The organism is Pseudomonas sp. GM30, assembly GCF_000282275.2.
Lineage (GTDB): Bacteria > Pseudomonadota > Gammaproteobacteria > Pseudomonadales > Pseudomonadaceae > Aquipseudomonas.
In genome coordinates this window covers 72,704-88,754 of the sequence record NZ_AKJP02000027.1, presented here as the reverse complement: position 1 = coordinate 88,754, position 16,051 = coordinate 72,704, and the positions used below count along the sequence as shown (strand labels likewise).

The 16,051-nt window shown below is 61.1% G+C and carries 8 protein-coding genes and 3 pseudogenes; 7 read left to right on the top strand and 4 right to left on the bottom strand.

Features of this window, described 5'->3' with window-relative positions; genetic code table 11:
* Positions 1-270: 270 nt before the first annotated feature.
* A pseudogene (locus tag PMI25_RS29960) lies at positions 271-870 on the bottom strand (methyl-accepting chemotaxis protein); the annotation flags it as partial.
* A 303-nt stretch (positions 871-1,173) separates the two neighbouring features.
* A pseudogene (locus tag PMI25_RS29955) lies at positions 1,174-1,830 on the bottom strand (MCP four helix bundle domain-containing protein); the annotation flags it as partial.
* A 344-nt stretch (positions 1,831-2,174) separates the two neighbouring features.
* Here PMI25_RS29955 and PMI25_RS18215 point away from each other — a divergent pair.
* The 4 genes and pseudogenes from PMI25_RS18215 to PMI25_RS29945 all read left to right on the top strand — a co-directional run bounded on the left by PMI25_RS18215 (position 2,175) and on the right by PMI25_RS29945 (position 4,741).
* Entirely contained in the window at positions 2,175-2,405 is a 231-nt protein-coding gene (locus PMI25_RS18215) for a hypothetical protein (RefSeq protein ID WP_007967306.1), read from the top strand.
* The gene (locus tag PMI25_RS18210) at positions 2,402-2,704 is read left to right on the top strand and encodes a cell division protein ZapA (protein ID WP_007967308.1); all 303 of its coding nucleotides are present in this window, start codon (positions 2,402-2,404) and stop codon (positions 2,702-2,704) included. The genes PMI25_RS18215 and PMI25_RS18210 overlap by 4 nt, the downstream gene beginning before the upstream one ends.
* Before the next feature lie 99 nt (positions 2,705-2,803).
* Positions 2,804-3,874 (top strand): annotated as a pseudogene (locus PMI25_RS29950) (HAMP domain-containing protein); the annotation flags it as partial.
* Between the two features lie 126 nt (positions 3,875-4,000).
* On the top strand, positions 4,001-4,741 hold the full coding sequence (locus PMI25_RS29945) for a methyl-accepting chemotaxis protein (protein WP_432417105.1): 741 nt from the start codon (positions 4,001-4,003) through the stop codon (positions 4,739-4,741).
* Between the two features lie 142 nt (positions 4,742-4,883).
* Here PMI25_RS29945 and PMI25_RS18200 read toward each other — a convergent pair whose 3' ends face one another.
* Both PMI25_RS18200 and putA read right to left on the bottom strand, forming a co-directional pair.
* A complete protein-coding gene (locus PMI25_RS18200; RefSeq protein ID WP_007967312.1) occupies positions 4,884-6,686 on the bottom strand; it encodes an acyl-CoA dehydrogenase in 1,803 nt (600 codons plus the stop codon).
* A 259-nt stretch (positions 6,687-6,945) separates the two neighbouring features.
* Positions 6,946-10,899 carry a trifunctional transcriptional regulator/proline dehydrogenase/L-glutamate gamma-semialdehyde dehydrogenase gene (gene putA, locus PMI25_RS18195; protein ID WP_007967313.1) on the bottom strand — a complete coding sequence of 1,318 codons (3,954 nt, stop codon included), beginning with the start codon at positions 10,897-10,899 and terminating at the stop codon, positions 6,946-6,948.
* A gap of 457 nt (positions 10,900-11,356) precedes the next feature.
* Here putA and putP point away from each other — a divergent pair, with 457 nt between their 5' ends.
* From putP to PMI25_RS18180, 3 genes are all read left to right on the top strand, one after another.
* Entirely contained in the window at positions 11,357-12,841 is a 1,485-nt protein-coding gene (gene putP / locus PMI25_RS18190; protein ID WP_007967315.1) for a sodium/proline symporter PutP, read from the top strand.
* A gap of 261 nt (positions 12,842-13,102) precedes the next feature.
* A complete protein-coding gene (locus PMI25_RS18185) occupies positions 13,103-15,118 on the top strand; it encodes a type VI secretion system Vgr family protein (protein ID WP_007967317.1) in 2,016 nt (671 codons plus the stop codon).
* The gene (locus PMI25_RS18180; RefSeq protein ID WP_007967320.1) at positions 15,108-15,812 is read left to right on the top strand and encodes a DUF4123 domain-containing protein; all 705 of its coding nucleotides are present in this window, start codon (positions 15,108-15,110) and stop codon (positions 15,810-15,812) included. Before PMI25_RS18185 ends, PMI25_RS18180 begins: the two co-directional genes overlap by 11 nt.
* Positions 15,813-16,051 lie beyond the last annotated feature (239 nt).

Below are 16,051 nucleotides of genomic sequence, written 5' to 3'. Positions count from 1 at the left end.
AACTGACCATGCAGTCTGCGTGCCAGCGATTCTAACCTGTTGAAATGTGATGCTGTCAAAAAGCTTTTTACCGCGTGATCACACAGAAGGTGCGGCATGTGATGACTGTGGCGAGGGAGCTTGCTCCCGCTGGGGTGCGCAGCGCCCCAAAAAATCAGGCGCTACGGTTTTTTCAGAGCGGACGCGATGGCTGGATTGCGACTGCTGCGCAGCCGAGCGGGAGCAAGCTCCCTCGCCACAGAGAGTTCATTGACTTCAAGGTATATGTCGTTACAGGCTGAAGCGCCCAACCATGTTGTTCAGATCCAGCGCCAGGCGCGACAGCTCGTTGCTCGCCGCACTGGTCTGATTCGCGCCGGTGGCCGATTGCACCGACAGGTCGCGGATGTTGACCAGGTTGCGATCCACCTCGCGGGCCACTTGCGCCTGCTCTTCGGCGGCGCTGGCGATTACCAGGTTGCGCTCGTTGATTTCGACAATCGCGGTGTTGATGGTGTCCAGCGACATCCCGGCGCCACGGGCGATGTTCAGGGTCGATTCGGCGCGCTCGGTGCTGTTGCGCATCGAATCCACGGCGTGTTCGGTGCCGCTCTGGATGCTGCCGATCATGCGTTCGATTTCGCTGGTCGACTGCTGGGTACGATGCGCCAGGGCACGAACCTCGTCGGCCACCACGGCAAAACCGCGACCGGCTTCACCGGCACGGGCCGCTTCAATCGCGGCGTTCAGGGCCAGCAGGTTGGTCTGATCGGCCAGGCCACGAATCACGTCCAGCACCTTGCCGATGTCGCGGGATTCGTTGGCCAGATCACCGATCAGGCTCGCCGTGCTCTGCACATCGGCGCTCATGCGTTCGATGGCGCTGACGGTTTCCTGCACCAGATCGCGGCCATCGCCCGCCGAGGTGGTGGCGTTCTTCGAGGCTTCCGAAGTGCTGACCGCGTTGCGGGCGACTTCTTCCACGGCGCTGGTCATTTCATTGACGGCGGTGGCGGCCTGTTCGATTTCGTTGTTCTGCTGGGTCAGGCCACGGGCGCTTTCGTCGGTGACGCTGTTCAGTTCTTCCGCCGCAGACGCAAGCTGGGTGGCCGAGCCGGAGATTCGCTGCAAGGTGTCGCGCAGCTTCGATTGCATCTTGGCCATGGCCGCCAGCAGACGCCCGGCTTCGTCGCTGCCGTCGACGTGGATCGGCTGGGCCAGGTTGCCTTCGGCAATGGTTTCCGCCGCGTCCAGTGCTTTGGAGATCGGCTTGGTGATGCTGATGGTCAGCAGCCAGGCGAACAGGAAGGTCAGGCCGGTGGCGATCAGCAGAAGCGTCACGACCAGATTGAAGGACATCGAGTACTGGTCGGCTGCACCTTGATTCGTCTCGGCGATTTGCTGGGTGTTGATTTCCAGCAGGCGCGCCAGGGCGGTGTTCACCGCTTCCGAGTTACTCAGCAGGTCCGAGTTGAGCATCTGCCGCAGCTCATCGATCTGATTGTTGCGCGACAGGGTTTTCATCCGCTCTTCGAGTTGACGGTACTGAGCCAGGAGCTGCACGTACTGGTCGTAGGCCGCGCGCTCCTGCGGGCCATCGATCAATGGCTCATAGGCACGCTGAGCGTCGGCGATCTGCCGGTTGCGCAACTCGAACAGCTCGATGGTTTTCTGCTGCACGTCCGGTTCGCGGTTGATCAGCAACCGATACGACAGCACCCGCAGGCGCAGCGTCAGTTGAGTGAATTCATCAACGGCCTTGACCGATGGCACGCTGGCAGTGGCGATGTCTTCGCCAGCTGCACGGATTTTGCTCATCTGGTTCAAGGCGAACACGCCGAGAATCAGCATCAGGCCGCCGATCAGGGCGAAACCGGTGAACGCCCGGGGGGCGATATTCATATTGCGAAGGGACATGGCGCGGATACCAGAAAGGGCCGCATCCATGCGGGCTGAGACGGCTGAATGGATGACTTATCGGTCATACGACTAAAGTCTTGAGGCGCTGTGCGTATTTGTCGCATGGGGCCCCGGGCGACGAAGTGCAGGAACCAGATCGGTAGATCACAGTCTTTTAAACTCGCGAGAACGGTCGGCCGCCAGGAAAATCAAGGCCTTGCGCCGGTATAACCCTGGCATCCGCAGTGACTTTTCTTTATCGTACGCGCCCTTTGAAAAACGCCTGGAAGATCAAAATGTTGGAAGCATCCCTCAGCCAATTGGAACAGCTCGTCAGCGATCTGGTGCAACAGAACCAGACCCTTGCGCAAACCAACCAGACCCTGTCCACGGAACTGGCCCAGGCCAAGGATGAAAACGAAAGCCTGCAACTGAGCCTGATGGAACAGGAAGAGAAGCACGGCGCCACCGCAGCGCGCATCCAGGCTCTGGTTGATCGCGTCAACGCAGGTCCTGTCAGCGCATGAACCACGGCACCGCAGGGGTAAAAGTCATCTCCATTCTCGGGGAGGACTATTCGATCAAGGCACCGGCCGGGGAAGAACAGACCCTGCTGGACGCCGCACTGATGCTCAAGGCCGCACTGGCCGACACCAAACGCAAATACCCGACGCTGATCGGTGACCGCTTGCTGGTGCTGGCTGCGATGAACCTGTGCTCGCAGCAGATCGAAATGAAGAAGCAGCATCAGCAAGAACTCGACCGTTACCAAGAGCAAGTCAGCGCCACGGTCGACACCATCGCCAAGACCATCAATCAGGGCTGATGGGGTTGCGCACAACCAAAGAATAGATTGTCGATCAGGTTGTATACAATCGGCACGGCTGTTGCATTGTTTCGGCCACTTATTCTTTGGGGGTGCTCCATGCAGTTGTGGCGACGCAGTATTCAATGGCAGCTGATTCTCAGCATGGGCACCGCCCTGCTGGTCAGCATCCTGATCGTGGTTGGCATTTATACCCTGGTGGTCAACCGCCTCGCCCAGAGCTATCTGGTCGAACAAGCGCTGCCGTCGAGCATCGAAGCGACGCGCAACGACATCGAACGCATCCTCGTCCAGCCGCTGACCGCCGCCAAAGACATCGCCAGCAACAGCATGGTGCGCGACTGGCTGGCCTCGGGTGAAGACAGCGGCAAAACGGCGGCCTTCGCACAGTATCTGGAAGGTATCCGCGCCGAACATAAAGCTTTCACCGCGCTGATCATCGGCACCGAATCCAATCACTACATCACCGAAAAAGGCCTGGATCGCACCCTCAGTCGGGCCAAACCGGCCGATGCCTGGTTTTATTCCTTCCTCGACAGCCATCAGCCGCGCACCCTGAATATCGACAACGATGGCGCCACCGGAGAATTGGCGCTGTTCATCGACTTGAAGGTCGAACAGGCCGGCAAAGTGGTCGGCGTGGCCGGGCTGGGCCTGAGCATGAAGGAGCTGTCGGAACTGATCCACAATTTCAACTTTGGCGAGCGCGGCAAGGTCTATCTCGTGCGTTCCGACGGTTTGATCCAGGTCCATCCCGAGGCGCAGTTCAGCGGCAAGCGCACCCTCACGGAGCAGATCGGTGCGTCGGCGGCACAAGCGGTCATGGGTCAAAAAGCCGCCACCAACAGCTCGTTCCAGCGCGATGGCGAAGATTTCCTCGCCTTCAGCCTGCCGCTGCGCGATCTGGGCTGGACGCTGGTGGCCGAAGTGCCGCAATCACAGATCTACGCCGAGGCCCGCAAGGCGATGTGGATGAGCGGCGGCATCGGTCTGGCGGTGGCGCTGATTTGCCTGGCGCTGGTGGTGTGGCTGGCCCAGGGGCTGGTGCGACCGATTCGTCAGGTAACAGCCGCGCTGGTAGCAATCGGTAGCGGCGGTGGAGATTTGACCCATCGGTTAGATTCCAGCCGCGCCGATGAACTGGGCGATCTGGCCCGGGGTTTCAACCGTTTCCTTGACAGCCAGCGCGGGCTGATTGGCGAAGTCCTGACCACCAGCGAGCGCTTGCGCACGGCGGTCGGCCAAGTGGCGAAAGTGGTGGAAAACACCGCCGAACGCTCCGGGCGCCAGCAGGAGATGACCGACATGGTCGCCACGGCGGTGCACGAGATGGGCCTGACTGTGCAGGAAATCGCGCAGAATGCCGGCAACGCCGCGCTGGCCTCGCAAACGGCGCGGGATGAAGCGCTGCAGGCGCGGGAAGTGGTCGGCGGTTCGATCCGTCATATCGAAAGCATGTCCGATGAGATTGGCGTGGCGGCCGGCGCGGTCGGTGAGCTGGCGCATCAGGTGGCGTCGATCGATTCGGTGCTGGCGGTGATTCGCGGGGTGTCCGAGCAGACCAATCTGCTGGCGCTCAACGCGGCGATTGAAGCGGCGCGGGCCGGGGACATGGGCCGTGGGTTTGCCGTGGTGGCCGATGAAGTGCGCACTCTGGCGCGCAGGACTCAGGCGTCTACCGACGAGATCCAGCAGATGATCGGCAGCCTCAAGCAGGGCGCCGAGAATGCCGTGTCATCGATGCGCACCGGGCAGGCCGCGACCGGCACCGGGGTTGAGTCGAGCCAGCGCACGGGCGCCTCGTTGACCGCGATTACCGGGCAGGTCGAGCGCATCAGTGACATGAACCATCAGGTTGCGACCGCGACGGAAGAACAGTCGGCGGTGACTGAAGAGATCAACCGCAACGTGCAGGGGATTTCCGATCTGGCCCGGGCCACGGCGGGGGAGGTTCGCGCCTGTCGTGAGGATTGTCAGATGTTGCAGCGGTTGGCGGATGATCTGGCAAGGCAGATGGGTGGGTTCAAATTGAGCTGATGTGTTGGCAGTTCGGGCCTCTTCGCGGGCAAGCCCGCTCCCACAGGTGCTGCGGCAGGTCACAAATGTGTGTGAATTCCGCAAACCCTGTGGGAGCGGGCTTGCCCGCGAAGATGGCATCAGCAGCGACGAAAAATCCGGATCAGAACCACCCATCCTGCATCGCCAGGCACGTATCATCCCGCGCCTCCAGCAACGCCAGCTCATGGTGACAGCCCGGCACTTCCCACGTCAGGAAGTACCGCGCCGCCTGCAACTTGCCCTTATAGAAGTCAGCATCCACCGCATTGCCTTTGGCCAAGCCTTCCTCAGCCCGAATCGCCTGCTCCAGCCAGCGCCAGCCAATCACCGTGTGCCCGAACACCTTCAGGTACAGCGCCGAATTCGCCAGGCTGCTGTTGACCTTGCCCTGCGCCAGATCGGTCAGCAAACCAATGGTCACCGTTTGCAGGCGCGCCACCAGTTGCTCCAGTGGCTCACGCAATGCCGTTAACGACTCGTACGCGGTCGCGCGCTTGGCGGTGTTGGCGATCAGACGGATCAATTGCTTGAGACCCGCGCCGCCGTTCTGCGCCAGTTTGCGCCCGAGCAAGTCCAGCGACTGAATGCCGTGGGTGCCTTCGTGGATCGGGTTCAGGCGATTGTCGCGGTAATACTGCTCCACCGGGTATTCGCGGGTGTAACCGTGACCGCCGAGGATCTGGATTGCCAGTTCGTTGGCCTTCAGGCAGAACTCCGACGGCCAGGATTTGACGATCGGCGTCAGCAAGTCCAGCAGCTCGTGGGCCTGTTTGCGCTCGGCTTCGGTTTCCAGCGTCGTGGTGTCATCGAACAGCCGCGCCGCGTACAGGCCGAGATCGAAGGCACCTTCGACGTAGGACTTTTGCGTCAGCAGCATGCGTCTTACATCGGCGTGCTGAATGATCGCCACCGGCGCGGTGGTCGGATCCTTGCTGTCCGGCACTCGGCCTTGCGGGCGTTCCCGGGCGTATTCCAGCGAGTACAGGTAACCGGCGTAGCCGAGCATCACCGCGCCCATGCCGACGCCGATCCGCGCCTCGTTCATCATCTGGAACATGTAGCTCAAGCCATGATGCGGCTTGCCCACCAGATAGCCGACACACTCGCCGTTATCGCCGAAATTCAGCGCGGTGGAGGTGGTGCCGCGCCAGCCCATCTTGTGGAACAGCCCGGCCAGCAGCACATCGTTGCGCGAGCCGAGGCTGCCGTCAGCGTTGACCAGAAACTTCGGCACGATGAACAGCGAAATACCTTTCACCCCCGGCGGCGCGTCCGGCAGCTTGGCCAGGACCATGTGCACGATGTTTTCCGACAGCGGATGATCGCCGCCGGAAATGAAGATCTTGTTGCCCTTGAGCCGATAAGTGCCGTCGGACGCAGGTTCAGCGCGGGTACGAATATCCGACAGCGATGAGCCGGCGTGCGGTTCGGTCAGGGCCATGGTGCCGAAGAAGCGCCCGTCGATCATCGGTTGCAGGAAGCGCTGTTTCTGCTCGTCGCTGCCAAAGCTCTCGATCAGGTTGGCCGCGCCCATGGTCAGGAACGGGTAGGAAGTGGTCGCCGCGTTCGCCGCTTGAAAGTGCGCAAAGCAGGCTTGCGACAGCAGCGTCGGCAGTTGCATGCCACCCGCTTCGAAGCTGCGCGCAGCGTTGAGGAAACCGGCCTCGAGGAACGCGTCCACCGCCGGTTTTACCTCGGGAATCAGCATCGCCTGACCGTTCTCGTAGCGCGGCTCGTTCTCGTCGCCCTTGCGGTTGTGCGGCGCGAAGTATTTCTCGGCGATGCTGCGGGCGGTGCCGATGGCCGCGTCGAAAGTCTCGCGATTGTGTTCGGCAAAGCGCTCACGCCGGGTCAGGCCCTCGGCATCGAGGACTTCGTACAGCTCGAAAGCCAGATTGCGGGAACTGAGCAACGTCTCGGACATGGCGGCCTACCTGAACATTGGGATTGGGCCGAGTCTAGGCGTGCTGATAAAGGCTGAACAGGATGATTGATGGGCGTGATGTTGGAGCCGCGCAGCAACTTTGCAAACACCACAAACCACTGTGGGAGCGAGCTTGCTCGCGAAGAGGTCGGCACATTCAACAGATGAGTTGACTGGCAAACCGCTTTCGCGAGCAAGCTCGCTCCCACAGGGATTGTGGCTATGCCGAGCACCTATGCAGGTGCCCGGGTCATCGGTATTAACCGATAGTCATCAGGCTGGCATTACCACCCGCCGCCGCCGTGTTGACGCTCAACGCCCGCTCGATCACCAGACGCTCCAGCGCAATGTTGGTCTCGCCCTGAGACAAGCCCTGAACGCCCACGATCGCACCGGCCCGCTTGGCAATCTGCTGGCAGACGCCACGCAACTGGTCGGAATGACCGTGATGCAGAACCGCATCGAACACCACTTCATCCTTGTGCCAGTCGGCAACCCGTTTGATCCGCGCCTGAACGTCCTTCGGCAGGCGTGTGAACAATGCCTTGCTGATGTCGGATTCCGGCCATACCGCCGAACCGCCGACCGCCAATACCGCCGCCAGTTGGGTCAGCAGATCGCCTTCGACGTCCGCCAGGCACAGCACGTGTTCACGCGGCAGGATCGCGTAGCTGTTCTTCTCGCCGGTCGGGCCGGCCAGCACACGGGTGATGCCGCTTTGCGACTGGGCGGCATACTGCACGCACAGGGCGCTCAGTTCGGCGTACTGGTTGCTCTCGGCCCAGGCCTTGAAGGCGTTCAGCGGTTTGCTCATGGCATCACGCAGACGCACGTCCGGGGCGACGACTGCATCACCGCGAGCGAAGGATTGTTCGATGGCGTCAGTAGGACGCGTCGACAGCAAACGGTACAGGTACAGCGGACCACCGGCCTTCGGACCAGTACCCGACAGGCCTTCGCCGCCGAACGGCTGCACGCCGACCACGGCACCGACGATGTTGCGGTTGACGTAGACGTTACCGGCGTTGACGTTGTCGATCACCTTGGCGATGGTCTCGTCGATGCGGGTGTGCACGCCGAGGGTCAGGCCATAACCGGAGGCATTGATCTGGCCGATCAACTGGTCGATGTCCTTGCGCTTGTAGCGCACCACGTGCAGCACCGGGCCGAAGATCTCGCGTTGCAGTTCGTCGAAGCTTTCCAGCTCGATCAGGGTCGGCATGACGAAGGTGCCGCGTTTGACTTCTTCGCTGTCGGCGATCGCCACCTGGTACACGCTGCGACCTTTATCGCGCATGCCCTGGATGTGCTTGTCGATGCCGGCCTTGGCTTCGGCGTCGATCACCGGGCCGATGTCCACGGACAGACGCTCAGGGTTGCCGAGACGGCTTTCCGCCATCGCGCCCTTGAGCATTTCGATGACACGGTCGGCGGAATCTTCCTGCAGGCACAGCACGCGCAGGGCCGAGCAACGCTGGCCGGCACTGTCGAAGGCCGAGGACACCACGTCGATCACCACTTGTTCGGTCAGCGCCGAAGAGTCGACGATCATCGCGTTCTGCCCGCCGGTTTCGGCGATCAGCGGAATCGGACGGCCCTGGCTGTCGAGGCGACCGGCGATGTTGCGCTGCAGCAGACGCGCGACTTCGGTGGAACCGGTGAACATCACGCCTTTGACGCGCTCGTCACCGACCAGACCGGCGCCGACGGTTTCACCGCGACCCGGCAGCAGTTGCAGCACGCCTTCGGGAATCCCGGCTTCCAGCAGCAAACGCACGGCTTGCGCGGCGACCAGCGGAGTCTGTTCAGCCGGTTTGGCCAGTACCGGGTTACCGGCGGCCAGTGCGGCAGCGACCTGACCACTGAAGATGGCCAGCGGGAAGTTCCACGGGCTGATGCACACCACCGGGCCCAGTGGGCGGTGGGCGTCATTGCTGAAATCGTTGCGCGCCTGCACCGCGTAGTAACGCAGGAAGTCGACCGCTTCACGCACTTCGGCAATGGCGTTGGCGAAGGTCTTGCCGGCTTCACGGGCCAGCAGGCCCATCAGCGGCTGGATCTCGCCTTCCATCAGATCAGCGGCACGTTCCAGAATCGCCGCGCGCTCGGCTGGCGGGGTGGCCTGCCAGATTGGCGCAGCATTGAGTGCGCACTGGATCGCGTTGTCGACGTCTTCGACGGTGGCTTCCTGCACGTGGCCGACCACGTCGCGGTGATCCGCGGGGTTCAGCACTGGCGCCGGGGCTTCGTTGCTGGAAGCGCAACCGAGCATCGGCGCGGCTTTCCAGTTGTTGTGCGCGGTGGCGAGCAGGGCGCAGGACAGCGAAGCCAGACGGTGTTCGTTGGCCATGTCGATGCCGGCGGAGTTGGCGCGCTCGGCGCCGTACAGGTCACGCGGCAGCGGAATGCGTGGGTGCGGCAGGCCGAAACCACCTTCTACGGTCGCCATCTGTTCGATCTGCGCCACCGGATCGGCCACGAGTTCCTGAATCGAAATCGACTGGTCGGCGATGCGGTTGACGAACGAAGTGTTGGCACCGTTTTCCAGCAGACGACGTACCAGGTACGCCAGCAGGGTTTCGTGGGTGCCGACCGGTGCGTACACCCGGCACGGACGGTTCAACTTGCCTTCGGAAACTTTACCGACAACCTGCTCGTAGAGCGGTTCGCCCATGCCGTGCAGGCACTGGAATTCGTACTGGCCTGGGTAATAGTTCTGACCGGCAATGTGATAAATGGCCGACAAGGTGTGGGCGTTGTGCGTGGCGAACTGCGGATAGATGACTTCCGGCACCGACAGCAGTTTGCGCGCGCAGGCAATGTAGGAAACGTCGGTGTACACCTTGCGGGTGTAGACCGGATAGCCTTCCAGACCTTCGACCTGGGCGCGCTTGATTTCGCTGTCCCAGTACGCGCCTTTCACCAGACGGATCATCAGGCGATGACGGCTGCGGCGGGCCAGATCGATCACGTAGTCGATCACGTATGGGCAACGCTTCTGGTAGGCCTGAATCACGAAGCCGATGCCGTTCCAACCGGTCAGTTGCGGCTCGAAGCACAGGCGTTCGAGCAGATCCAGCGACAGTTCCAGGCGGTCGGCTTCTTCGGCGTCGATGTTCAGGCCGATGTCGTATTGCTTGGCCAGCAGGGTCAGCGACAGCAGGCGCGGGTACAGCTCCTCCATCACGCGCTCGTACTGCGCGCGGCTATAGCGCGGATGCAGTGCCGAGAGCTTGATGGAAATGCCCGGGCCTTCATAAATCCCACGGCCGTGGGAGGCTTTGCCGATGGAGTGGATGGCTTGTTCGTACGACGCCAGGTACTTCTGCGCATCGTGTTCGGTCAGCGCCGCTTCACCGAGCATGTCGTAGGAATAACGGAAGCCCTTGGCTTCGAACTTGCTCGCGTTGGCCAGGGCTTCGGCGATGGTTTCGCCGGTGACGAACTGCTCGCCCATCAGACGCATGGCCATGTCGACGCCCTTGCGGATCATCGGCTCGCCGCTTTTGCCGATGATGCGGCTCAGCGACGAGGTCAGGCCGGCTTCGTTGTGAGTCGACACCAGTTTGCCGGTCAGCAGCAGGCCCCAAGTGGCCGCGTTGACGAACAGCGACGGGCTGTTGCCCAGGTGCGGCTGCCAGTTGCCGGTGCTGATCTTGTCGCGGATCAGTGCATCGCGAGTGCCTTTGTCCGGGATACGCAGCAGCGCTTCAGCCAGACACATCAGCGCTACGCCTTCCTGAGACGACAGGGAGAATTCCTGCAGCAGGCCCTGAACAATGCCCGCACGGCCGCCGGCACTTTTCTGGTTACGCAGTTTTTCCGCGATGGTCGCGGCAAGTTTGTTGGTGGCGTCGGCCATCGGTGCCGGCAGGCGTGCCTGCTCGATCAGCATCGGCACCACTTCCGGCTCGGGGCGACGGTAGGCGGCGGTTATCGAGGCGCGCAGAACCGATTGCGGCAGGATGCTTTCAGCGAATTCGAGGAAGCACTGGTGGGCGTGATCGGCCTGCACTTCGCCAGCGTCATCGCTGTCCTTGGCGGTCAAACCGTTCAGCTCGGTCAGGGTTGCACCACCCTCGAGTTTTTCCAGGTAATTGAAAATTGCCTGCTTGATCAGCCAGTGTGGTGTGCGATCAATCGAGGTCGCGGCAGCCTTCAGGCGCTCGCGGGTCGGGTCATCGAGTTTGACCCCAAGGGTGGTGGTAGCCATATTTTTATCCTCATGGTTGCCACAGTTGCGTGGCATCAGCTGGCGGCAAGATTAGCCGTGCGCCGAAAGAGGTGCAACCGGGTGCAACCCTTTTTTTGTCGGAAAAATAAACGCTTCGTCAGGAATTATTTTCTGGTACTGAAGTGCCGCTCCTGCTTGGTGCTTTTACTTCTATCGGAGCGCCGTGACTGCGCTAAAAAGGATCAAAAACGGCATATTTATCGGTATATCCGACTTGGTGCAACTTAATCGCCAGAAACTGGTTGCACCTTTTTTACTTTGTTGCATAGCATTCGCGCCCAAGGTGCAACCGGGAATACCCGGTGCATCGGCTGGTGGCTTTCCTGGGGAAACATCAGTCCTAAATGCGCGGGATCCCGTTTCGTCTGCCAAACGTCGTCGTTTGTGGATGATCAATCACCGCTGCAACATAAAAACAAAGCCAGGGCGTAACTTAATGAGCGTAAGCAATCCAACACTGATCACGTTCGTGATCTACATCGCAGCAATGGTGCTGATCGGCTTCATGGCCTATCGCTCCACCAACAACCTTTCCGACTACATTCTTGGCGGCCGCAGCCTCGGCAGCGTCGTTACGGCTCTGTCTGCCGGTGCTTCCGACATGAGCGGCTGGTTGTTGATGGGCCTGCCGGGTGCCATCTACATGTCCGGTCTGTCCGAAAGCTGGATCGCCATCGGCCTGATCGTCGGCGCGTACCTGAACTGGCTGTTCGTCGCCGGCCGTCTGCGCGTGCAGACCGAGCATAACGGCGATGCGCTGACCCTGCCGGACTACTTCTCCAGCCGTTTCGAAGACAAGAGCGGCCTGCTGCGCATCATTTCGGCGGTGGTGATTCTGGTGTTCTTCACCATTTACTGCGCTTCCGGCATCGTGGCCGGCGCTCGCCTGTTCGAAAGCACCTTCGGCATGTCCTACGAGACGGCGCTGTGGGCCGGTGCTGCGGCGACGATTGCCTACACCTTCGTCGGCGGTTTCCTCGCGGTGAGCTGGACTGACACCGTGCAAGCCACGCTGATGATCTTCGCCCTGCTGCTGACGCCGATCATCGTGCTGCTGGCCACCGGTGGCGTCGACACCACGTTCCTCGCTATCGAAGCCCAGGATCCAAGCAACTTCGACATGCTCAAGGGCACCACTTTCATCGGCATCATCTCGCTGATGGGCTGGGGTCTGGGCTACTTCGGCCAGCCGCACATCCTCGCGCGTTTCATGGCTGCTGACTCGGTGAAGTCGATCGCCAACGCCCGTCGCATCTCCATGACCTGGATGATCCTGTGCCTGGGCGGCACCGTGGCCGTGGGCTTCTTCGGCATCGCCTACTTCTCGGCGCACCCGGAAGTGGCCGGTCCCGTGACCGAGAACCACGAGCGTGTGTTCATCGAACTGGCCAAGATCCTCTTCAACCCGTGGGTGGCCGGTGTCCTGCTGTCGGCGATTCTCGCCGCTGTGATGAGCACCCTGAGCTGCCAGTTGCTGGTGTGCTCGAGCGCCCTGACCGAAGACTTCTACAAAACCTTCCTGCGCAAATCCGCCTCTCAGGTTGAACTGGTCTGGGTCGGCCGCGCGATGGTGTTGCTGGTGGCGCTGATCGCTATCGCCATGGCCGCCAACCCGGAAAACCGCGTACTGGGCCTGGTGTCCTACGCCTGGGCCGGTTTCGGTGCCGCGTTCGGTCCGGTGGTGCTGATTTCGGTGATCTGGAAAGACATGACCCGCAACGGCGCACTGGCCGGCATCCTGGTCGGCGCCATCACCGTGGTGGTGTGGAAGCACTTCGAGGTGATGGGCCTGTACGAAATCATCCCGGGCTTCATCTTCGCCAGCCTGGCGATCTACATCGTCAGCAAGCTCGGCGAGCCGACCGCTGGCATGGTGCAGCGCTTCCAGGCAGCGGAAAAGGATTTCCACCTGAACAAGTAATTGTTCTGAGCTGACGCTCACGCGAAAACGGCCCGTTTCCAACAGGAGACGGGCCGTTTTTTTTGTGCCTGCAATATCCCTGATGCACCGCAATTCCCCTGTAGGAGTGAGTTTGAGAGGGTTGTCTGTAGTCGCATGCGCCGATTTTCGAAGGCTTTTTCGGCAGTGAAAGTAGGGGAGATCTGATTTTCCTGTCACCCACCCAATACCCCTTGCCCCTCATGCAGAATCGCCCGCCCTCATTCTGCAGAGACACACCGGATGTTCGCGCCTGCCAATCAACCGCGTTTCACGTTGACCTTCGAAGGCGCCCAATTTGATCTCAAAGTCCTTGAGTTCACGGGCAAGGAAGCCATCAGCCAACCCTTTCGTTTCGAGCTGGAACTGGTCAGTGAACGGCCCGATCTGGATCTCGAAAGCCTGTTGCACCGTCAGGCGTTTCTGAGTTTCGAGGCCGATGGCGGCGGTATCCACGGCCAGATTTATCGGGTCGGACAGGGGGATTCCGGGAAACGTCTGACACGCTATCACCTGAGCCTTGTGCCGCGTCTGACTTACCTCGGCCACCGCACCAATCAGCGGATTTTTCAGCATCAGACGGTGCCGCAAATCGTTGCGCGCATCCTCAAGGATCACGCGATCCTGCGCGATGCCTTCGAGTTCCGCCTCGGCAGCGATTACCCGGTGCGGGAATATTGCGTGCAGTACGCCGAGAGTGATCTGGCGTTCATTCAGCGCCTGTGTGCCGAGGTCGGCATTCATTACCACTTTCAGCACAGTCCCGACGGGCATGTGCTGGTGTTCGGCGACGATCAGACGGTGTTCCCGCGCCTGGCCGAACCGGCGCTGTACTTGCCGGGCAGCGGCATGGCGTCTGCGGCGCCGGCCATCCAGCGCTTCAATGTCCGGGTGGAAACCCGCACCAGCGTGGTCACCCGGCGTGACTACAACTTTGAAAAGCCGCGCCTGCAACTGCAAAACCGCAGCGAAAGCGAGCAACGTCCGGTGCTGGAGGATTATCACTTTCCCGGCCAATTCAACGATCGTGAAACCGGTAAGCACCTCGCCCAAAGAGCGCTTGAGCGACATGTTGCCGACTACCGTCAGGCTGAGGGCATCAGCGACGTATCCGCACTGGTTTGCGGACATTTCCTGCAACTGACCGAGCATCCGCGCAAGGACTGGAATGACCTGTGGCTGCTCACCGCCATCGAACACCGTGGGCGACAGCCGCAAGTGCTTGAGGAATCGGTCACCAGTGATGGTGAAGGGTTCCAGGGTTACCGTAATACCTTTCTCGCCACGCCGTGGGACGTATTCTTCCGCCCGGCCTTCGGCCCGGAAAAACCACGGATGCTCGGCTATCAACCTGCCGTCGTCACCGGGCCGCAAGACACGGAAATCCACTGCGACGAGTACGGCCGGGTCAAGGTGCAACTGGCTTGGGATCGTGACGGCGAGCACAACGAGCATTCCAGTTGCTGGCTGCGTGTCGCCACGGGCTGGGCCCATGACCGTTACGGCAGCGTGCTGATCCCGCGGGTCGGCATGGAAGTGCTGGTTGGTTTCATCGACGCTGATGCCGATAAACCGTTGGTGATGGGTTGCCTGCCAAATGCCGCGACTCCGGTGCCGCTGGACTTGCCCGCCGATCAGACTCGCAGCATTTTCCGCAGCCAGAGCAGTCCCGGTGGCGGCGGCTACAACGAACTGCGCATCGAGGACAAAAAAGGTGCCGAAGAAATCTATCTGCGCGCCCAGCGCAACTGGACCCAGCACGTGCTGCACGACCAACAGGTGCAGGTCGACAACCAGCGCAGCATCGTCGTCACTGGCCTTGCCAAGCATGAATTAAAGGCCGACGAACAACGCATCACCCACGGCCAGCGCCAGACCGAAGTGAAGCAGGACGATCACCTGACGGTGGTCGGCGATCGGCATATTCGGGTGAGCAATCAGGCCACCAGCGCCAGTGCGCAAATCCACGTCAGTGCCGGGCAACAAGTGGTGATCGACGGCGGCGCGAGCGCAACGATTCAGGCCGGTGGGCAGTGGATCAACATTGGCCCCGGCGGAATCTTCAGCAGCGTGCCGATTGTTGTGGGTGGGGCTCCCATGGCGGCGATGAGCGCGGCACCGAGTGTGCCGGGACTGTCGGTGAAACTTGCAGCGGCACCGGCGGCCATGCTCACCGCCGCACAAATCATGAGCTTCAAAGGTGATGCGCCATTCTGCGAAGAGTGTGAGCGTTGCAAGGACGGTGTCTGTGCAGCCTGAGTGCCTGACGCCTTCAGCGTGGCTGGCGCGTGAGCCGCTGAAACCTGCGGAGCAACTGTTCGCGATTTTCAGTAATGCCAGCGACGCCAGGCCTCCGCTGGTCGGACCCAACCCGATCTGGGCGGACACGATCTACGCCGAGTGGGACGCGGTAATGCCCTTTGTGGGAATTGTCGCGACGGACAGTGAGTTTCTTGATTGGGTGGCCTCTAACGAGTCTCGCGACTGGGGTTGGCTGGCGGTGTCTTCCGCGAGCCTTGAAGTGCTGGTCGAGCACTTTCGCAGCCTGACTCAAGTGCTGATGCCGGACGGCACAGCGGTGTTTTTTCGGTTTTGGGATGGGCGGTTTCTGTTGCCGATCTTGCAGTCCGATGCAGTGGATGCGGCGCAGCTGTTGCCGGTGATTTCACGTGCACTCATCAATGGCCAGGCCTTGGATGTCGGGGGGCGGGCGCAGGTATCGGGGTGTGTGTTTCCTTGGTGGAAAGTGCCTGAACCGGTGTTGGCTTCGGCGGGGGATGAAGTCCGCACAGGCAATGCGGTGCAATGGCTAAGCGAGGAGCTTCCCGCATTGTTCGAGGGTTTTCCCGAGCCTGTGCTGCGCTGCAAGGTCGGGCGGTTTTTTCAGATTTCAACGTCGGAAGAATCGTCGCAATCGGCATTGGTGGAGTATTTGCTGGCAGAACTGGAGTGAGTTTTCCGGGCGAAGGCTTCGGACGTTTCCTTCGAGTTGCGGCGGCTTTCATGAACTGGTGGGCGTTGGGTAGCAGGGATAGTCTTGCATTGTCACCGCAGATGCGGCGACAGGGTGTAGGAGCCCTGATACTAGAAGAGCGCATAAACGTCGTCGCCCGGTTTGCGGCAGTCTATGTGCGTCCGTAAGATCATTTGCGGCGGTTATGCGCGGGCATGCTTCGGCGTGGCCGAGTTCTC